General features: G+C 64.1%; 16 protein-coding genes. 5 read left to right on the forward strand and 11 right to left on the reverse strand.

The features are described from left to right. Positions 1-263: 263 nt before the first annotated feature. The 5 genes from ACI2KG_RS01985 to ACI2KG_RS02005 all read left to right on the forward strand — a co-directional run bounded on the left by ACI2KG_RS01985 (position 264) and on the right by ACI2KG_RS02005 (position 6,365). The gene (locus ACI2KG_RS01985) at positions 264-1,172 is read left to right on the forward strand and encodes a LysR family transcriptional regulator (protein ID WP_404660605.1); all 909 of its coding nucleotides are present in this window, start codon (positions 264-266) and stop codon (positions 1,170-1,172) included. A 164-nt stretch (positions 1,173-1,336) separates the two neighbouring features. Further along, complete coding sequence (locus ACI2KG_RS01990) at positions 1,337-2,878, forward strand: MFS transporter (RefSeq protein WP_404660606.1); 1,542 nt, start codon at positions 1,337-1,339, stop codon at positions 2,876-2,878. 28 nt (positions 2,879-2,906) lie between these two features. After that, a complete protein-coding gene (locus ACI2KG_RS01995) occupies positions 2,907-3,968 on the forward strand; it encodes an HlyD family secretion protein (protein WP_404660763.1) in 1,062 nt (353 codons plus the stop codon). Continuing rightward, positions 3,965-5,416, forward strand: coding sequence for an efflux transporter outer membrane subunit (locus tag ACI2KG_RS02000; RefSeq protein ID WP_404660607.1), 1,452 nt, complete (start codon positions 3,965-3,967; stop codon positions 5,414-5,416). Before ACI2KG_RS01995 ends, ACI2KG_RS02000 begins: the two co-directional genes overlap by 4 nt. A gap of 154 nt (positions 5,417-5,570) precedes the next feature. Next, entirely contained in the window at positions 5,571-6,365 is a 795-nt protein-coding gene (locus ACI2KG_RS02005) for an SDR family NAD(P)-dependent oxidoreductase (protein WP_404660608.1), read from the forward strand. 131 nt (positions 6,366-6,496) lie between these two features. On the opposite strand, the gene ACI2KG_RS02010 is transcribed toward ACI2KG_RS02005, so the two are convergent. The 11 genes from ACI2KG_RS02010 to algK all read right to left on the reverse strand — a co-directional run bounded on the left by ACI2KG_RS02010 (position 6,497) and on the right by algK (position 20,287). Then, the gene (locus tag ACI2KG_RS02010) at positions 6,497-7,309 is read right to left on the reverse strand and encodes an SDR family oxidoreductase (protein WP_404660609.1); all 813 of its coding nucleotides are present in this window, start codon (positions 7,307-7,309) and stop codon (positions 6,497-6,499) included. A gap of 152 nt (positions 7,310-7,461) precedes the next feature. Continuing rightward, a complete protein-coding gene (locus tag ACI2KG_RS02015) occupies positions 7,462-7,926 on the reverse strand; it encodes a multidrug transporter (protein ID WP_404660610.1) in 465 nt (154 codons plus the stop codon). A gap of 198 nt (positions 7,927-8,124) precedes the next feature. Continuing rightward, entirely contained in the window at positions 8,125-9,579 is a 1,455-nt protein-coding gene (locus tag ACI2KG_RS02020) for a mannose-1-phosphate guanylyltransferase/mannose-6-phosphate isomerase (RefSeq protein ID WP_404660764.1), read from the reverse strand. Positions 9,580-9,614: 35 nt separating this feature from the next. Continuing rightward, complete coding sequence (locus ACI2KG_RS02025; RefSeq protein WP_264360713.1) at positions 9,615-10,262, reverse strand: alginate O-acetyltransferase AlgF; 648 nt, start codon at positions 10,260-10,262, stop codon at positions 9,615-9,617. A 20-nt stretch (positions 10,263-10,282) separates the two neighbouring features. Continuing rightward, positions 10,283-11,440: an alginate O-acetyltransferase gene (locus ACI2KG_RS02030; protein WP_404660611.1), complete on the reverse strand. Its 1,158-nt coding sequence runs from the start codon at positions 11,438-11,440 to the stop codon at positions 10,283-10,285. Between the two features lie 10 nt (positions 11,441-11,450). After that, positions 11,451-12,911, reverse strand: a complete 1,461-nt coding sequence (locus ACI2KG_RS02035; protein WP_404660612.1) for an MBOAT family O-acyltransferase — start codon at positions 12,909-12,911, stop codon at positions 11,451-11,453. Positions 12,912-13,118: 207 nt separating this feature from the next. Further along, entirely contained in the window at positions 13,119-14,222 is a 1,104-nt protein-coding gene (locus tag ACI2KG_RS02040; RefSeq protein ID WP_404660614.1) for a mannuronate-specific alginate lyase, read from the reverse strand. A 7-nt stretch (positions 14,223-14,229) separates the two neighbouring features. Continuing rightward, positions 14,230-15,672 (reverse strand): alginate O-acetyltransferase, encoded by a 1,443-nt coding sequence (locus ACI2KG_RS02045; protein ID WP_404660615.1) that lies wholly within the window; start codon positions 15,670-15,672, stop codon positions 14,230-14,232. A 13-nt stretch (positions 15,673-15,685) separates the two neighbouring features. Continuing rightward, a complete protein-coding gene (gene algG, locus ACI2KG_RS02050; protein WP_404660616.1) occupies positions 15,686-17,245 on the reverse strand; it encodes a mannuronan 5-epimerase AlgG in 1,560 nt (519 codons plus the stop codon). Between the two features lie 16 nt (positions 17,246-17,261). Beyond that, entirely contained in the window at positions 17,262-18,740 is a 1,479-nt protein-coding gene (locus ACI2KG_RS02055) for an alginate export family protein (RefSeq protein WP_400614399.1), read from the reverse strand. After that, positions 18,737-20,287, reverse strand: coding sequence for an alginate biosynthesis TPR repeat lipoprotein AlgK (algK, locus tag ACI2KG_RS02060; RefSeq protein ID WP_404660617.1), 1,551 nt, complete (start codon positions 20,285-20,287; stop codon positions 18,737-18,739). The genes ACI2KG_RS02055 and algK overlap by 4 nt, the downstream gene beginning before the upstream one ends. Positions 20,288-20,295: the final 8 nt, after the last annotated feature.

Raw genomic sequence — 20,295 nt, forward strand, 5'->3', positions numbered from 1 at the left:
TGACCGCATCAAGCTGAGGCTCAATGGCCTGAGCCCTGTCGAGTACAGGACCCAGGCAGCAGCTTAAAACTGTCCAACTTTTGGGGGGCAGTCCACCCTGTGGGAGCTGGCTTGCCGGCGATAGGGCCAGTGCAGTCACTGCAAAGGTTATGGCCCAATCACCGTCCGAAATAAATGCTCCAGCGCGCACGGGCGCATTGCGTCTGGTGCAATCCAGCAACCTGCTACCATCGCCATCCCCACTGCTGTAACGGAAAACGGCCATGCAACTCCCGGACATGAACTTGCTCGTCGCCCTCGATGCCCTGCTCGACGAGGGCAGTGTAGTTGGCGCAGCGCAGCGCATGAACCTGAGCCCCGCGGCCATGAGCCGGACCCTGGGGCGCATCCGCGATGCCTTGGGCGACCCGATCCTGGTGCGTGCTGGCCGTGGCCTGGTGCCAACCCCTCGGGCATTGGCGTTGCGCGAGCAGGTGGCGGCGCTGGTCGAGCAGGCCGGTGAAGTATTCCGCAGTGCCGACGAGGTCGACCTGCCCAGGCTCGACCGCGCCTTCAACATCCGCACCAACGACCTGTTCATTGCCCTGTACGGCGCTCAGTTGCTCCGCCGCATGCACGAACAGGCGCCGCGTACGGTGCTGCGCTTCGTGCCAGAAAGCCCAGGCGGCGATGACGACAGCGTGCTGCGTGACGGGCGTACCGACCTGATCATCAGCTCGACCGTGGACCTGGGGCCCGAGATCAAGGTGCAGAGCCTGTTCCAGACCTACTACGTGGGCCTGGCGCGGCGCGACCACCCGATCTTCGAGCAGCCGATCACGCCGACCAGCTTTGCCAGTTATCCACAGATCAGCGTGTCCCGGCGCGGCCGCGCCAACGGGCCGATCGATGTGGAGTTGGCCAACTTCAAGGTTCAGCGGCGGGTGGCGTTGATTACCCCGAGTTTTCACTCGGCGCTGTTCTCGCTGCCCGATTCGGACCTGATCCTGCCGATGCCGGCGAACATCCTCAATAGCGTGCACAAGCTGGGGCTGCCGTTGCGCTCGTTCGAGATTCCGGTGCCGCTGGAAAGGGTGACGGTACTACAGGCGTGGCACCCGAGGTTTCACAATGACCCGGCGCATCGCTGGTTGCGGCAGACCCTGAAGGCCTGTTGCAGTGTTGACCCTTAAAACCGGGTTGGATGCTTCGCGGGCGTGCCCACGAAGCAGGCGATTCGGTTTTAGGATGGATTGCGTCCGACGCAACATAAACCTACCGAGAAGTCAGTTTTCGTCAGCATTCGACCTTCTTAGACTTGCTCCAATCGCAAATTTGTTGCTGGAGATGTCTGCCCATGAGTTCCCTGTCCGCCCCGTCTGCCGCCGTGGCCGCCGCCCGCGCGCCGGCCGCGCCTGCGCAGACTGCGTTCGGCCTGCAGGTAGTGGTTGGGCTGTTCGGTGTATTGCTGGCCGTGTTGTGTGCGGGCCTCAACGAGTCGGTGACCAAGATTTCCCTGGCCGACATCCGCGGGGCCATGGGCATCGGTGCCGACGAAGGTGCCTGGCTGCTGGCGGTGTACAGTGCTGCTTCGGTGTCGGCCATGGCTTTTGCGCCCTGGCTGGCCACCACCTTCTCGCTGCGCCGCTTCACCATGAGCGCGATTGGCCTGTTCGCCGTGCTCGGCCTGCTGCAACCATTCGCCCCCGACCTGCACAGCCTGATGCTGCTGCGCGTGCTGCAAGGCTTCGCCTCTGGCGCCTTGCCACCGATGCTGATGAGCGTGGCCCTGCGCTTCCTGCCGCCGGGCATCAAGGTCTATGGCCTTGCCTGTTACGCCCTCACCGCCACCTTTGGCCCCAACCTCGGCACGCCACTGGCCGGGCTGTGGACCGAGTACGTCGGTTGGCAATGGGCGTTCTGGCAGATCATCCTGCCCTCGGCATTGGCGATTGCCTGCGTCGGCTGGGGCCTGCCGCAGGACCCGCTGCGCCTGGAGCGCTTCAAGCAGTTCGACTGGCGCGGTGTGCTGCTCGGCCTGCCGGCCATCAGCTGTATCGTGCTGGGCCTGTCGCTGGGTGATCGCTGGGGCTGGTTCGACTCGCCATTGATCTGCTGGCTGCTCGGCGGTGGCCTGCTGTTGCTGGTGCTGTTCATGTACAACGAATGGTCCGAGCCGCTGCCGTTCTTCCAGCTGCGCATGCTGACGCGACGCAACTTGAGTTTCGCCCTGGTGACGCTGGCCGGCGTGCTGATCGTGCTTTCCGGCGTTAGCAGCATTCCATCAGCCTACCTGGCGCAGATCCAGGGTTACCGCCCGGCGCAGACCAGCCCGCTGATGATGCTGGTGGCCATGCCGCAGTTGATTGCCCTGCCGCTGACCGCAGCGCTGTGCAACATCCGTGCGGTGGACTGCCGCTGGGTGCTGGGCATCGGTCTGGCGATGCTGGCGATGTCCTGCGTGGGCAGCAGCCTGCTTACCAGCGAGTGGATCCGTGGCGACTTCTACCCGTTCTACCTGCTGCAGGTGTTCGGCCAGCCAATGGCGGTGCTGCCGCTGCTGATGCTGTCGACCAACGGCATGACCCCACAGGAAGGCCCGTTCGCCTCTAGCTGGTTCAACACCGTAAAAGGCCTGGCGGCGGTGATCGCCGGTGGCCTGCTGGATGCCCTGGGCACCCTGCGCCGGCACTTCCATTCCAATCACCTGGTGGACAGCCTGGGCAACGCCCCGCTGGTCGACGGTAATGCCGCTGGCCTGGCCAAGCGCATCCACGACCAGGCGTTGGTGCTGACCTCGGCCGACCTCTACCTGGTCATGGCCGGCATTGCCGTGGCCCTGATCTGCCTGATTCCTTTCGTACCTACCCGGGTCTATCCGCCGCGCGCGGTGGCCTGAACCCTGGATGAATTCGAGTACCCCTGAAATGACCAATAACCGCAAAACCCTGTTCATCGGCTCGGTGCTGGCAGTGGCTGTCCTGGCTGGAATCGTTGGCCCGTGGATGCTTGGCAGCGACCACCGCCAGAGCACCAATGACGCCTATGTGATCGCCGACTACACCGTGGTCGCGCCAAAGGTGGCCGGCTTCATCAAGGATGTGCTGGTGGAGGATAACCAGCAGGTCACCGCCGGGCAGTTGCTGGCGACCATCGATGCCCGTGATTACCAGGCTGCCCTGGACGCCGCACAGGCGCAGTTGCTGGTGGCCCAGGCACAAAGCGCCGATGCCCGCGCCACCCTGGAACGTCAGGCCGCACTCATTGCCCAGGCGCAAGCCGCAGTGAAAGCTGCCCAGGCCGAAGCGGCGTTCGCCGACCACGAGGTCAACCGCTACAGCCGCCTGGCCGAGCAGGGCGCCGGTACCGTGCAGAACGCCCAGCAGGCGCGTAGCGGGGTTGACCAGGCCCGCGCCCGCCTGGCCAACGCCCAGGCAGCGCTGGTGGCGGCGCGCAAGCAAGTGGACATCCTTACCGCACAAGTGGCCAGTGCCGATGGCCAGCTCAAACGCGCCGAAGCAGGCCTGGAAAAGGCCCAGCTCGACCTTTCTTACACGCGCATTAGCGCTCCGGTGGACGGCATGGTCGGCGAGCGCGCCCTGCGCGTCGGCGCCTACGTCAACCCGGGCGCCCGCCTGCTGTCGGTGGTGCCGCTGCAGCAGGCTTACGTGGTCGGCAACTTCCAGGAAACCCAGCTGACCCATGTGCAGCCTGGCCAGCCGGTGACTATCAGTGTCGACACCTTCTCCGGTGAGAAGCTGCAAGGCCACGTGGAAAGCATTGCCCCGGCCACCGGCGTGACTTTTGCCGCCGTCAAGCCGGACAACGCCACCGGCAACTTCACCAAGGTCGTGCAGCGCATCCCGGTGAAGATTGTCTTCGATGATGGCCAGCCGCTGCTCAGCCGCCTGCGTGTGGGCATGTCGGTGGAAGCGACCATCGATACCCGTGGCGACAAGCTCGATGGCAAAGAGGTAAGCGCACGATGAAACCGGCATTACGCTTGACCCCGTTGCTGCTGGCCTTGCTGATGGCCGGCTGCACCCTGGGCCCGGACTTCCTGCGCCCCGACAGCCAGGCACCGCAACAGTGGGCACCGCTGCAAGGCGAGGCAGCGGCCAGCCAGCCTCAGGCCGAGCCGCTGGAGCTGCGCTGGTGGGAAACCTTCCACGACGCCCAGCTCAGTGCCTTGATCCAGCGGGTTGCCGAGCGCAACCTCGACCTGCAGATGGCCAGCGCTCGGCTGCTGCAAAGCCGCGCTTTGCGCAGCACCGTGGCCGCCGATCAAGTGCCGTCGGTGGACGTCAACGCCGGCTACAGCCGGGCACGCAACAGTGCCGAAGGCCTGAGCGACCCGTCCGGCAAGGCGGGTAAAGAAGCCTTCAACCTGTGGCAGGGCGACCTGGTGGCCGGTTGGGAGCTGGACCTGTGGGGCCGCGTGCGGCGCCAGGTGGAAGCTGCCGATGCCACGGTCGAAGTGGCCGAGAACGACCGCCGCGGCGTGCTGTTGGCGCTGCTGTCGGAAACCGCCGGCAACTACATCCAGCTGCGCGCGGTACAGCACACTATCGATGTGACCCAGGACAACCTCAAGGTCGCCCAGCACAGCCTGAAACTGTCTGAAAACCGCCAGGCCGAAGGCGTCGCCACCCGGCTTGATGTGGCCCAGGCCAGCGCCCAGGTCGCTTCGATCGAGTCGCGCCTGCCCAGCCTGGAAGCCCGCCGCGATGATCTGATCAACGCCCTCAGCCTGCTCGCCGCCGAGCCACCGCGCAGCTTGCAGGCCGAATTGTTGAAGGGCGGCGAGCTGCCCGCACCGCAGCAGAAGTTCGCCATCGGCTTGCCGTCAGAGCTGGCCGAGCGCCGCCCGGACATCCGCCAGGCCGAGGCCCGCCTGCATGCTGCCACTGCCAGCATTGGCGTGGCCAAGGCGGACTTCTACCCGAGCATCCGGCTGTCGGGCAGCATGGGCTTCCAGGCCATGCAGCTGTCCGACTTCGGTGGCTGGGATTCGCGCCGTTTCGCGTTCGGGCCGCAGTTGTCGTTGCCCATTTTCGAGGGCGGCCGGCTCAAAGGCACCTTGCAACTGCGCGAGGCGCAGCAGCAGGAAGCGGCGCTGAACTACCGCAAGGTGGTGCTGGGTGCCTGGCATGAAATTGACGATGTGCTACGCCTGTACAACGCCAGCCAGTTGCGCCGTGACCATTTGGCCGAGGCCGTGCGGCAGAACCGCATCGCCCTGGAAACTGCACAGCGCCAGTATGTGGAAGGGGCGGTGGACTTTCTCAATGTGCTGACGGTGCAGGGGGCCTTGCTGGCCAGCGAGGAGCAGTGGATCGACAGTTCGGCGGCGGTGTCGCAGGCGTTGGTTGGGTTGTACAAGGCATTGGGTGGTGGCTGGCAGGCGTTTGATGAGCAGCCGGTGAAGAAAGCATAAAGACAGGGGCCGCTTTGCGGCCCATCGCCGGCAAGCCAGCTCCCACAGGTATTGCGCTGTACCTGAGACCTGCGCAGTACCTGTGGGAGCTGGCTTGCCGGCGATGGGCTGCGCAGCAGCCCCATCGATTTCCCAGACAGATGAGGAGGCACAGATGCACATTTCCCTGAACGGCAAGCGCGCCATCGTCAGCGGCTCCACCGCCGGCATTGGCCTGGCCATCGCCATCGGCCTGGCCGAGGCGGGGGCCGAAGTGGTGCTCAATGGCCGCACCCAGGCCCGTGTCGATGAAGCCCTCAAGGCCGTGCGCGAACGCCTGCCGCAAGCACGCATCATCGGCATTGCCGCCGACCTCGGCACCCGGGACGGCGCGCAAAAGCTGTTCGACCAGGTGCCGCACACCGACATCCTGATCAACAACCTCGGCATCTTCGAGCCCACGCCGTTCTTTGAAATCGAAGACGAAGACTGGCAGCGCTTCTTCGACGTCAACGTGCTCAGCGCCGTGCGCCTGTCGCGCCACTATGCCCAGGGCATGGCCGAGCGCAAATGGGGGCGGGTGGTGTTCCTTTCCAGCGAATCGGCGCTGCAGATCCCGACCGAGATGATTCATTACGGCATGACCAAAACGGCACTGCTGGCGGTGTCGCGTGGGCTGGCCGAGACCCTGGCAGGCACTGGGGTGACGGTGAATTCGGTGTTGCCGGGGCCTACGCGTTCGGAGGGGGTGGGTGATTTCTTTGCCAAGCTGGCGCAGGAGCAGGGGGTGTCGACTGAAGAACTGGAAGCCAACTTCCTGGCTGAGCACCGGCCGACTTCGCTGATCAAGCGGCTGGCGACGGTGGAAGAGGTGGCCAATATGGTGGTGTACCTGGCCTCGATGCAGGCCAGCGCGACGACCGGGGCGGCGTTGCGGGTGGATGGCGGGGTGCTGCGTTCCATCGCCTGAATCTTTAATGCCTGCACTGGCCCTATCGCCGGCAAGCCAGCTCCCACAGGTACAGCACAGGTTTCAAAGCCTGTGGAGGCCTTGTGGGAGCTGGCTTGCCGGCGATAGGGCCAGTGCAGGCAATAGACATGTTAAAGCGGACGCAGTAGCCCAAACCGCCTGCGCAACGCCCAGTCCAGCACCCGCCGCGGCAGCAACCTGGCCAGCAACGGCAACGCCGTACTGCCATTGCCCAACCGCACCACCGCCGGCACCGGCGACTTGTTCACCGCCGCCAACACCCCCTGGGCAAACACCGCCGCCGATGTTGGCTTGTCCTGCGAGGCCCGCGCCCGCGCCTGTACGTATTCGCGCAATGGCCACCACGCCGAATCCGCCGCCAGCACCTGCTCGGCCTGGCGCTGGGCATTGCTGGCGAACTGTGAGGCAATCGCCCCCGGTTGCACTTCCATCACCTGCACGCCAAACGGCGCCAACTCCAGGCGCAAGGCATCGCTCAGCGCATGCACGGCAGCTTTCGAGGCGCAGTAGGCGCCGGCGAACGGGGTGACCAATACGCCGGAAACGCTGCCGATGTTCACCACCAGCCCGCGTGAGCGGCGCAGCAGCGGGAACAGCGCGCGGGTCACGCCAACCACGGCGAACACGTTGGTTTCGAACTGCTGGCGCAGGGCATCCACACCCCCATCGAGCAACGGGCCCATGGCGCCGTAGCCAGCGTTGTTGATCAGGATGTCGAGGCCTGGCAGTTCCTGGGCCAGGCGGGCCACGCCCTCGCTGTCGTTCACGTCCAGTTGCCGGGCGGTGTAGCCAGCGGCGCGCAGTTGCTCGACATCTTCAGGCTTGCGGGCGGTGGCCCAGACATGGTGGCCGGCATCGCGGAAGGCGTCGGCCAGGGCGCGGCCGATGCCGCTGGAACAACCGGTGATCAGGACGGTGGGCATGGTTGGGGCCTTGGATCATGGTGAGAGATGTTTGGCTTGCACTGGCCCTATCGCCGGCAAGCCAGCTCCCACAGGTACCCCACAATCATCTGGACCTGTGGAGTACCTGTGGGAGCCGGCTTGCCGGCGATAGGGCCGGTACAGGCAATGAATCAGTTGGCAAATGTACCCTGCAGGTGCTCAGCCCGAAACTCCAGGGTCTGCGGCCGGTACCCGGAACGCAAGGGCGGCAATGGCAAACAGTCTTTCCACTCTGCCCCTGGCTGCAATTCACCCGGCCCACGGTAGCGCGGGGCGTTGTAGGTGTTCTCGGCCAGGTTCACGCTATCGCCCGGCGCATACGCCGCCACGCGCCAGCGCAGTTCGGTCAGCGGAGCCTTGTTGCCATTCTTCATGCGTACCTGCAAGGCGCGGTCGGCAGGGCAGTGTTCCGGGGCATAGCTCAGGCGCACGTCCAGGCGGGCCAGTTGCGAGGCTTCGCGGCTGTCTTGCCAGACCACGAACATCGCCACCAGGCCCAGGCCGCACACGGCAGCCAGGGAAATCGGCAGGGCCTTGGCCGGGTAGCGCAACAGCAGCACCAGCCAGGTGAGGATGAGGAAGGCACCGATGATCATGACGCTTGCAGACCTTGGTTGCGCGGGGTCTGACCATCGTAGCCTGAAATGAGGGAGGGCTCAAAAGCGGGGAGGGCTGCGCCCTCCATTCGCGGGACAAGCCCGCTCCCACAGGGACCTCATGTATAGGCGAACATGCGGCCCCTGTGGGAGCGGGCTTGCCCCGCGAATGGGCCGCAAAGCGGCCCCAGGGTTCATTCACTGCGCGATAGTTTTCACCGAAACCCCACGCTCCACCGGCGTGGATGTGCGCCCATACACATCCTCGAACCGCTCGATATCATCCTCGCCCAGGTAGCTCCCGGACTGCACCTCGATGATCTCCAGCGGAATCTTGCCCGGGTTGCGCAGGCGGTGCACCGAGGCAATGGGAATATAGGTCGACTGGTTCTCGGTCAGCAGGAACACGTTCTCGTCACAGGTTACCTCGGCCGTGCCGGACACCACGATCCAGTGCTCGGCACGGTGATGGTGCATCTGCAGCGACAGGCTGGCACCCGGCTTGACGGTAATGTGCTTGACCTGGAAACGGCCGCCCATGTCCACCGAGTCGTACGAGCCCCACGGGCGATACACTTCCAGGTGGTTCTGGGTTTCGCTACGGCCCTGCTCGTCGAGGGTCTTGACCATCTGCTTGACGCCCTGGACCTTGTCCTTGTGGGCAATCATCATGGCGTCCTTGGTCTCGACCACCACAATGTTCTCCAGGCCGATCACCGACACCAGCTTGCCGTTGCCGTGGATCATGCAGTTGTGGCTGTCCTGCACCACCACGTCGCCTTTGGTGACGTTGCCGTTGTCGTCCTTCTCGTGCACTTCCCACAGCGACGACCAGCAACCCACGTCACTCCAGCCAGCCGACATCGGCACCACGCAGGCGCGCTGGGTCTTTTCCATCACCGCGTAGTCGATGGAATTGTCCGGGCAGCAGGCAAAGGTGGCTTCGTCGATGCTCAGCACATCGCCGTCTTCCTGGCTGCGCTCCAAGGCCAGCACGCAAGTGTCGTAGATGTCGCCGTCGTGCTTTTTCAGCTCTTCGAGGAAGCGGCTGGCACGGAACAGGAACATGCCGCTGTTCCAGAAATAGCCACCGGCCTGGACGAATTCGGCAGCGCGTTGCTCGTCCGGCTTCTCCACGAACTGGGCCACGCGCGCCACACCTTCAGGCAGCAACGCATCCTGGCTGGAGCGGATATAGCCGTAGCCGGTTTCCGGTTTAGTTGCCGGCACGCCGAACAGCACCATCTCGCCGCGCTCGGCGGCCACGGTGGCCAGGGCCAGGGCACGTTGCAGGGCCTTCTGGTCATCGATCACGTGGTCGGCAGGCAATACCAGCATCAGCTCGTCGCGGCCTTCGTTGACCAGCTTCATCGCGGTCATGGCCACGGCGGGTGCCGTGTTGCGGCCGAACGGCTCCATCAGGATGCCCTGGGTTTCCAGCTTCAGGGCAGCCAGCTGTTCCTGGACGATGAACTTGTGGTCCTTGTTGCAGACCACAATCGGCGTGTCCATGCCTTCGAACACCAGGCGCTCGATGGTTTGCTGGAACAGGGTGTGTTCACCGGTCAGGGCCAGGAACTGCTTAGGGAACTGCTTGCGCGACAGAGGCCACAGACGCGAACCGCTACCACCAGAAAGAATTACCGGGATCATCATGTTTCTCCAATAGTCGTTGAGAGGCAGGGGAATCAGTTGCTAGCCACGGGGCGAGTTACCCACACCGGCGACAAGGCGTTGCCGGAACCCGTTACGTACAGCACTGCGGCTTCGCCGCGCTCCAGGGCGACCGGTTTCACGTCACCCACTTTCTTGTCACCTTGGTACAGCGCCAGGTTGACCTTGACCGGGTTGATCTCGCGCTCGCCACGGCCGTTGGCGGCCACCGGCTTGACCACTTCGGTCTTGCCGTCGGCGGTTTTCAGGGTCAGCTGCTGGTCGCTCAGGTTCTGCACGCGCACCAGGGCTTTCTGTTTGTTTTTGAACGGCGGTTCTTCGATCAGCTGCGGGTTGCCGCTGCCACTGTTGACCAGGGTGTAGTACTTGTCCGAGGCCAGCTTGACCGGCACGCTCTTGCCACCCACCTGAGCGGTGTAGTCACCACCTGGCAGGAAGCTGAAATCGCTGCTGGCCTGGGCGCCAACCTGCTTGATCTGGGTGTTGCCGACACTGGCGGCAGCCGGTGCGCTGGCAGCGTTGTACAGGCGCACGAAGGTCGAGCCTTTCGGCGCGCTTGGCCCGTACAGCGCGGCGTCGGCGCCGGCGAAGGCCTGCATCGAAGCAAGGGAAAGGCCGGCCGCGAGGGTGAGGGCTTTGGCAATGGAAGTCTTGGTAGTCATGTGCGTGTTCCTCTCTTCAATCAGTGGTTCGTCCGGGTGGACGACAAGGCCAGGTTTTCTTCGGATTTACGGGAGTTTTTCAGTTGCGCGATCCACTGCGGATCGAAGCTGCTGAGGTCGTTTTTCATTGGCAGATAACGTTCGGGGAATTCCCACACCACCACTTGTGGCGCGGCGTTTTTAAAAGCATCGCTTTGCAGGTACTTGAGCATCGGCAGCAGCGGGCCGTGGCCGTCTTCGGCGTAGTTGGCGACGTCGCTGCGCAGCGCCTGCTGCAGCGCACCGAGGAAGTTCCAGTGCGGGTTGGCGCTGTAGCTGGTGCCTACCAGGGCGACCGGGATCTGTTTGTCGGCGAACAGTGCGTCGCCTGCATCAGCCGCAGCCTCGACCGGGCGGGTGGTGCGTTGCTGCAGGCTGTCCGGGGCTGGCAGCAGGTTGCTGAACAGCGGGTCCAGCGGCAGGAAGTTGGTCAGGTCACCTTTGTAGGGCGCGGTGTTGCCGGCCTCGGTGATGAAGGTTTGCGGTTCGCCATTGAGCAATTGCTGGCGGTTGACCGCCTCAGCCAGCGCCTGCGCCGTCACTTCAGCGCCCATCGGTGTCCAGTGAGTGTCGGTGCGCAGGAACACTTGGCCACGGGCCTTGGCCTGTTCAAGTGGGGCCATCAAGTCTGGGGCGAACACGTTGGCCTGGCGCGCCTGGGCATGGAACTGGTTGTACAGGTCGCCATGCAGGCTGGCCGGCAGCTCCTTGCCCAGGTACTCATCGTAGATCCGCGCCTTGGCCGGGACGATCGCCAACACCAGCTGGCTGCCGTGTTGTTTGAGCGTGTCACGTACGCCACGGATCAGCGCCAGGTTTTCCTGCATCAGCTGCTCGGCACCGGCGGTGGGCTTGAACTCTTCATCACTGAACAGCCACTGGTCGCGGCCTAACACCACGCCAGGGCGGCCTTCATTGAACAGCTTGAAGTCCATCGCCGCCCACAGGTTGGTGCCCAGGCGCTTGATCGGGAACTCGGCGTCGTAGTGGGTCTCTGCGGCCTTGGCCAGCTTGCCGTTGAGCAGGGTCATCTGCTCGGTGCGCTGGAAACTCTGCAGGGCACCGGTGGACCAGACGCCCATGCCCACCAGCAGGCCCAGGAACGACAGCGAATAGGTAATGCGTAATGTCCGGGTCATGTCATCAACCTCAGAACTGGAAGTAAAGGAACGGCGAGTAGCTCTGCGCCGAAAGCTTGAGGATCGAGGCCACGAACAGCAGCAGCACCAGGGCGCGGGTCATCACCCGGGTCCAGTCCAGGCCGATCGAGCCATCGGCATTGACTTGCGCCGGCGTGCGTGTGGCAGCCGTTGGTGTGGCATTGCGGTAGAAGTCGCGCAGGCCGAACCACGCCAGGGTGATGTAGGCGATGATCAGGGTGGCCACTTGCAGGCCGGTGAGCTGGGCGCGGTTGAGTTCCGACAGCTGCCAGTCGCCGAAGCTGAACATGGCGCCGTACATGCGGGCCGCCACGTGCAGGTTCTCGGCGCGGAAGATCACCCAGCCGACCACCACCAGCAGGAAGGTGAAGGCCCACTTCACCGGGTTGAAGCGCTGCGGGTTGGTGTCGATGCCCAGCGCCCGCTCGATCGCCAGCCACATGCCGTGCCAGGCGCCCCAGATGATGTAGGTGAAGTTGGCACCGTGCCACAGGCCGCCCAGCAGCATGGTCAGGAACAGGTTGCGGTAGGTGTTGAAGGTGCCTTTACGGTTACCGCCCAGGGTGATGTACAGGTAGTCGCGCAGCCAGGTCGACAGGCTGATGTGCCAGCGCCGCCAGAACTCGGTGATCGACTGGCTGATGTATGGCTGCTTGAAGTTCTCCATGAAGCGGAAGCCCATCATCAGCCCCAGGCCGATGGCCATGTCGCTGTAGCCGCTGAAGTCGAAGTACAGCTGCGCGGTGTAGGCCAGGGCGCCGAGCCAGGCGTCACCCGTGGTCGGGTTCTGCAGGGCGAAGCAATGGTCGGCCACCACCGCCAGGGTGTCGGCGATGAACACTTTCTTGATGAAGCCCTGCATGAAGCGGGTGCAGCCTTCGGAGAACTTGTCCAGGGTGTGGGTGCGGTTGTTGAACTGGTCGACCAGGTCCTTGAAGCGCAGCACCGGGCCGGCGATCAAGTGCGGGAAGATCGCCACGAACGCCGCGAAGTCGATCAGGTTGCGGGTGGCCGGGGTGTCGCCGCGGTACACGTCGATGATGTAGCTGATCGACTCGAAGATGTAGAACGAGATGCCGATCGGCAGCAGCACATGGGTGAGGATAAACGGCTCCAGGCCGAACGAGCTGATGATCGCGTTAAGGCTGTCGACGCCGAAGTTGGCGTACTTGAAGTAGCCGAGGATCGCCAGGTCGACACCCACGCCAAGCAGCAGCCAGCGCTGCGCCGGTTTGGTGCGTACGCCAGCGGCACCGACTTTCAGGCCGATCCAGTAGTTCCACAGGGTGACCCCGGCGAACAGGGCCAGGAAATCCACCCGCCACCAGGCATAGAAGATGTAACTGGCGATCAGCAGTAGCAGGTTGCGATAACGTTGCCCGCTCAAATAGTACAGGCCGAGGAATATCGGCAAGAACAGGAACAGGAACACGTTGGACGAGAAGACCATCCCGGTTCTCCTTTTTGTTCACAGCATCCGGGGCACAGCGCCCCCCAAACCCCCCAGTGCAAAACCGGAAGGCAACCTAATACCTCTGTGGGAGCTGGCTTGCCGGCGATGCAAGGCAAAGCCTTGCCCATCGGTAGTCAGGGGCCGCTTTGCGGCCCATCGCCGGCAAGCCAGCTCCCACAGATTTCACCCCCATATTGGGGTGTGTTACTTCTTGCGCTCTGCACCCGGGTCATAAACCCGGGTCACATCGCCCCCCAGCCGGAAGCTGTTGAACGGCTGCATGCCATGCTTGCGCTCAAGCGTGTCGCCCACGCAGTGGTACAGCTGGCACCAGGGTTCGAGCCAGGCGTACTTGCTGTCGACCTTGAGGTCTTTCATGTCCTGTTTCTCGCCGGTGCGCGCCTTGAACTGGCTTGGGTCGCGTGCACCGGCCAGTACGCCTTCACCCAGGCGTTGCAGGGCGAAATTGTTCTCGCTGCGCAGGTCCACACCGTTGGCCTGGGCAAAGCTGGCGATCATCGCCAGCGGCGGCAGGGCATAGTTGTGGTAGGCAAGCGCACGCTGGCGGCGCTTGAGTTCATTAGGCAGGAAGCCCTGGTCGTCGACCTGGTTGGCACCCACCCGGAATTCCTTCACGGCCCAGTCGAACAAGTCGCGACGGTCGGTGGCCACGGCAGTCGCCATCACCGACCAGGCCGCCCAGTAGCTGTGGTTGTTGATCTTCTCCAGCGGCAGGTCGCTCCAGTCGCGCACGGTTTGCTCGGCCAGGCGGGCGAACCACTTTTCGATCAGCTCGGCCTCGGCCTGGTGCGCTGCCAGTGGCTGCGAGTCGGAGAACTTCAGGCGCAGCCACGAACCGCTCATGCTGCCCAGCGCCCATTTGCGCATCGACTTGCCGGTGTGGTTGTAATCGGTGGACAGCAGCGCACCAGCGCGCGCCCAGGTACCCAGCCAGGTCAGGGTGCAGTCAAGCTGCGCCGGGCGGCCGTCACGCATGTACTGGCCGACCATCTTGCTCACGCCCTTTTCCAAGGTGGTGATGTCGGCTGTGGAGTCGCGGAAGGCTTTTTCCGAGGCGACGTTGAGCGTGGCGCGGGCCTTGTCCGAGCCCTCGTACTTGCTGCGAAACTGCAGGGCACCGGTGTATGGCTTGGGCGCCGCTTCGCAACGGAAATTGCCATCGCCGGTCTTGAGTTTCTCGATGCCCTCGTAGTACCCCTGCGGCGGCACCAGCGCCGCCTGTGCTGCGCTGCCAAACAGGGCCAGGGCAAGCAGGGCAGGGCTGAAGATTTGCTTGAATGCAGTCATGGTCGCCTCACTGGCCGGCCTGCGCGGTCTGCGCAGGCACGGCGAAGTTGTTGCGTTTGCAGAGCTTGGCTTCGACTTTCTGCGTGCCTTTTTCCGGGCCCTGAATTTCAAAGGCCAACAGGCTCTGGCTGGCCCAGTCCTCGTCTTCGCGCATCTGGAAGACAAAGCGCCCGTCGGTATCGGAGGTTTCCGGTTTTTCCAGCTTGATGTCCTCGTGGCGGCCATTGAGGTACCAGAGGGTGGCCTGCAGCACCTTCACCGACGGGTCTTCGAACTTGACGTCCATCTGCAGGTTGCGGTTGATCAGGTCTTTGACCACGCCGCCCTTGCCGTTGACCATCAGTTCGTTCTTGCCAGGTTTGAGGGTGGTGCTGGCGCTCATCAGGGCCGGGCGGTCGTCGCAGCCGTCGTCGAGCAGGCCAAGGATTTGCCGCCAGATGGTTTCCTGGTCCAGGCGGTACAGCGGGGAGAATTCCCAGACCAGAATCTTCGGCGGATTCTTCTGGAACTCTTCGCTGCCCAGGTACTGGATCATCGAGCCTTCCAGGCCACCACCGGGGAAGGCGACGTTGAGCACGTCGGCGCCGATGTACTGTTCGAGGAAACCGCTGAAGTTGTAGTTCTTGCCGCTGTGGCTGGTGCCGACCAGGGTGATCTGGGCATTGCCGCTGTCACCGAACAGGTCGTCGCCGCCGCCGGTCGAGCCTTTCGGCTCGGTGGCGAACTGGTCCATGTACTGCACCGCGTAGCTCGTGCCACACAGCTGGCCAGCCACGTTATGCAGGGTGCCGGTCTTGCCCATGCGCCCGGACTTCTTCGTTTCGAATTCCTTGCGCGGGATGCCTTCGAAGGCCGGCATCTTGTGCACGGTGTCAGCCACGATTTTTGCCGCGCGCTCGGCGCCATAGGGCGTCCAGTGCTGGTCTCCGCGGAAGTAGAAGTCCTTGCCCTGGTCGGCGGCGGCCAGCTGTTCGTTGGTCAGCGGCGACAGGTCGGGCACGTTGTAGCCCATGCTGGCGAAGCGCTTGAGCATGGCCTGGTAGTTGCCCAGCGCCTTCTGGTAATCGAAGGCGGCTTTCTCGGCCGGGTTGAGCATGTTGCGGTTCACCAGGCCACGGGTCGGCTGGTACACCACCACCAGTTCCACGCCGCGCTTCTTGAACGCGTCGTGCACCTGCTGCAGGCGTTTGTAGCCGGCCGGGGTGGTGTTGAACTCGGTACGCAGGTCTTCGCGGGTACGGAACAGCCAATCGCCCTTGGCCTGCACCAGCGTGGTGAAGTTCTGCTGGTAGCGGGTGGTGTAGCGGCTGGCGTCGTGCGCTTGCGGGCACAGCTGGCAGCAAGGCTCGGCAGTGAAGGTCGGGGCCTTGACCTCATCGGCACGCACGCCCTGGCTGATCGCCAGAAGGGCGGCGGACAGGCCCAGCAGTTTCATCAGGTGTGGAGTCATGGTCTGGGCTTCCTTAATCGATCATTTCGGTCTGGCGTTCGACCGGGTCGATCAGCACAGCCTTTTGCTGGCGTACCAGCAGGTCGAGGATTTCGTCCTGGCGTTCGCCCAGCACGCCGTTGAGGCTGATGCCGCTGGCCTTGCGCGGGGCGAGCATGGCCACCTTGTACAGCTCGACCGACAGCGGCGAGTCGATCGACAACGGGCCGGAGCCGTTGGCCACCAGCTCGCCACCCACTACGATCAGCGACACCTTGGTGTCGAACGGGTCGAGGGCGATGTCGCGGTCGGTGTCGGACAGGTCCTTGATGTGGCCGTATACACCGACCAGGCCGTTGGCCATGGCAGTGTTTTCGTACAGGCGGATGTTCACGCTGTTGCGCACGCGAATGCCGTGGCGGCGGTTGTTGATCAGCTTGTTGCCCCAGATCAGGTTGTCGCCGCTTTCGTACAGGGTGATGCCGTCGGTGTGGTTGCGGTAGATCTCGTTGTAGGCGATCAGGTTGTTGACGCTGTTACGGTCGATCACCACGCCCGAGAGCTTGTTGTCGTAGCTCTTGTTGTTGATGATCCAGCTGTCGTTGACCTCACGCGAAACGATGATGCCGTGCTTCTTCTTGGTGCCGTACACCGTGTTGCCGGCAATGATCAGCCGGTGCGAGCGGTCGTGCGGGTCGATGCCGTAGACGATGTTGTCGCGGTAGGTGCTGTCCTTGACCACGAAGTCCTGGGTTTCGTAGCAGTAGAAGCCGTACCACATGTCGCTGAATTCCGAGCCGATGATCCAGCCGGTGGGTTCGGCACGGCCCATGCGCTTGGCCATGTTCGGCGTGTACTGCGAGATGCTCACGCCATACGACTTGGACTTGGCGTAGCCGAAGCTGGCCATCTTCGTGTTGACGATATACGTCTCGGTACCGCCCCACGACAGCAGGAACGGGCGGAATTCCTTGGGCGAGCGGAACGTCGCCGGGCCGTTGTCCTTCTCGCGCCAGCCGGTCACCTGGGTGTCGGTGACGAACAGCTTGCCGTCATTGACCAGGAACGAACCGCCTTCCTGGGACAAGCGCAGCTGCTTGACCTTGCCGTCGATCTCGAGGATGCCTTTCTGCCCGACCACGATCGGCAGGCGCGCCAGGTACACCCCCGGCTCGACTTCGCGCAGGTACTGTTTTGGCACCTTCTTGCTCAGCTCGACCAGGTCGACATGGCCGTCATCGACAAAGATCGCCTGCGGGATGCCGTGCTGGCGCTGCACCCACTCGGCCGCCTTGTTGTCGCCGCCGACGAACTCCTTGAGGGTGTCCTCCTGGAACATGCGGCGCACGCTGACCTTGCCCTTGTGGCTGCGGTCGATCTTGTTCTGCACGGCCTCGGCGGTGAAACCGCTGAGGTCGGGCAGCTTGGGTGGGTCCATGTGCAGTGGCTCGATCGGCGCGCTGGCCACGGTGTAGGTCTTGGCCTGCTGCAGTTCCTTGGCGATAACCTTGGGCTCTGCAGCGACGGCCAGGCCCGAGGCCAGCAGCAAGGCGCTGGCCAACAGGCTGTGACGTAAGTGCGGGTGAAGGTTCATCAAATTTCTCCCGGCCTCAGAAGCGCCAGATCACGTCGACGAAGGCGCGGTGCATGTACGAGTCTGCTTCCTTGCCATAGGCGTCGCCCGGCTTGAACACACCGGCACGCAGGCGCACCAGGGCGGACGGCTCGTCGATGGCCTGGCTCATCGAAGCCGGCAGCAGGCCTTGCTTGAAGTACTTGGTCACGACCACGTCCATTTCCTGGCCCAGGTCTTTCTCGCCATTGACCAGTTGGCGGTTCACACCGTTGTCGTTGACCGCCGCGTTGATACCGCTGGAGCCGATGTTCTGGCTGCCATCGACCCGCCAGAACTTGTGGTAGATGAAGCTGGCGTCGTAGTCATCGCGCAGCTGCCACGAGGCGAACAGGGTGGCCGCCTGCAGGTTGCCCAGCTCGCCGCGGAAGGCCTCGCCGAAACGGTGTACGCGCGAGCGGGTGCCGGTGAAGTTGGAGCGGTTGCTCTCAAGGCCGGTCTGCTCGAAGTTGTTGGAACCGTCGTCGCCACCGCCGCCACTGCCACGGGCATAGGCCGCGCCGACCTGCCAGTTGGGGTCCAGGCGCAGGCGGATGCCAAGGTCTGTGGCCCAGGCGTTGACGTCGCCGCTCTGCTTGCCGGTCGCCACCTGGTCATCGCCGACGACCTGGCTGCTGAGGGTGTCGCGGTTACCGGTCAGCCAGGTCAGGCTGCTCCAGTAGTTGACGGTGTGGTCGTTGCGCCAGTTGTAGGCGTCGCTGTTTGCCTCAAGGCCCAGCCAGGTGAGGTCGCCGGTGCGGGTCTTGTCCAGTGCGTCGACGGTTTCGCCGGGGTTTTTCAGGCTGCCGCTGTCATGCGTATGGTGGGCGCGCACGCCCACCCAATGGCCAGGGGTCCACTGCGTGGCAACGTTGCCGTAGAGGTGCGTGCGGTCCTTGTCTTCCGGGGCCAGCTCGGTGAGGTCGGTGCGGTACTCGCTGAAGCGCTGGGCCACGCCGAGGTCGGCCTTGAGCAGGGTGGTGTCGAACGTCCAGTTCAGCGCTTCGATGTTGGTGTCGCGCCACATGCCATCGTCGCTGCGCAGGCGCTGGCGGCCCAGGCGCAATTGCTCGCCGGGGTAGGCGGTGAGGCCGCTGTAGCCGACCCAGAACTCGCGCATGGCCAGGTAGTTTTTGTCGGGCTTGCGGCTGTCGTCACCGGTATCGGTGGTGGTGCCGTCGTCGTTCTGGCGCAGGGTGTCGGTTTCGATGGTGTCGGTGGCCGCGACGGCTTGGCCCATGGCATAGGCGCTCCAGTTGCCGCGCTCGCCGTACACCCAAGGGCGCAGGTCCAGGCCCAGGCCGTTGACGTCGCCGCCGGAGCGGGTGCCAAGGTCACGGTCGTCTTCCGACTGACCGGTGATTTTCACGTCCAGGCCAAAGTTCTTTTCAGCGGTCATTTCCGCCAGGGTCGGGCAGGACCACAGCAGGGCGAAGCTCAGGCCGATGCCGGCTTTCACGAAGGGATTGAGCGTCATAGCGAGTCCTCACCGTCTACTTCTTGTTCGTCGTCTTGCAGGGCTTCGATGGCCAGGGTGCTGTTGGCGCCCTGGCTCATGCTGCCGCGGGCCTGCTTTTCTTGGGCCAGCAGTTGCTGGGCCTGGCTGCGCTGGTCAGCGGTCAGTTGCTGGTCGAGTTGCTGCAGCATTTCCGATGATTGCGGCGTCGGGTTGGCTTGCGACAGCTGGGCGAACACCCAGGCGTTGCCTGGCTGCGGGCGAATGCCGTGGCCTTCGCTGAACAGCTGGGCCAGGGCATAGTCGGCGCTGTTCTGCCCGCCACGGGCGGCGGCCAGCAGGTGGTCGACGGCCTTCTGTGGCTCGACGTTGCCCAGGTAACCGCGGCGGTACAGCTGGCCCAGGTAGTAATGGGCGCTGATCTCGCCGGCGTCGGCGGCGGCTTGCAGGTGCTGCTCGGCTTTTTTCGCGTCCGCCGGTAGGGTCTTGCCTTCGTAGTACAGGCGGCCCAGCAGCAGCTCGGCGCGTGGCTGTTCGGCCTCGCGGCCCTTGTCGATGTAGGCCAGCAGTTGGTCGGTGTCACCCAGCTCGGGGAAGTCGTAGACCAGTTGCGCCAGGCTGACCCAGGAGGCCGGGTTGGCCGGGGCCACTTGTTCGAGCAGGTCCTTGGCGGTTTTTTCGTCGGTCTGGCCGAGGCTGCGGTCGGCCAGTACCCGGGCCACGCTGTCGACCCGGGTGGCCGGCACTGCACCACGGGTGTAGGCAGACTTCAGCTGGCCGAGCAGGGCGGCTTGCTGGTCGGCCTGGCCGCGTTTCTGGTACACGGTGGCCAGTTCGACGTAGCAGATGTCGGTGCTGTTCAGCGCGGCCTTGCAGATTGTTTCCACTTCGCCCAGGTGCTGGTCGTAGGTGCCCTGGGTGCGGTACAGCAGCACCTGGGCCAGGCCCGCTTCGGGGTTGCCGGCGGCGCGCCACTGGTCGATCTGCTGCTGCGCATTGACCTTGGGGAAGCTCTGCGGGTAGCTGAGGTAGAGCATCGCCAGCGGGATCAGGGTGTTGCTTTCGCCTTGCTTCGCGGCTTGCTTGAGCAGCGTTTCGGCCTCTTCACGCTCGGCCTGGGTGCTGTCGGGTTTGGCCACCAGCAGGCGGCCAAGGCGCGCCTGGGCACGCGGCGAAGTGGCGGCCGCGGCGCGGTAGGTGGCCTCGGCTTGCTTGATCTGCGCCGGGTCGCGGGTAGCCACCTTAATATCGGCCAGGCCCACTTGAGCCTCGCTGTAGCCGAGGTCGGCCAAGGCCTTGTAGTTGCGTTCGGCCAGTGCCGTGTCACCGCGCTTCATGGCCTCGTTGGCCAGGCGCTGGTCGGGTAGGCCGGCACAGCCGGCCAGGGTTACAGCCAGGGCGAGTGTGCACCATGCGAACGGGCGAGCGCTTCGCGCTCGATCGCGACACAAGGCCGCTCCTACAGGTCCAGCGTCAGGCGACAGATGGTTTAGCGACTCGGACCCTGTAGGAGCGGCCTTGTGTCGCGATCGAGGGCGAAGCCCTCGCAATGGCGGCATGTTGGTCATCACAAGCT

Origin of the sequence: Pseudomonas sp. NPDC089407 (assembly GCF_044900445.1) — a bacterium.
Taxonomy (GTDB): Bacteria; Pseudomonadota; Gammaproteobacteria; order Pseudomonadales; family Pseudomonadaceae; genus Aquipseudomonas.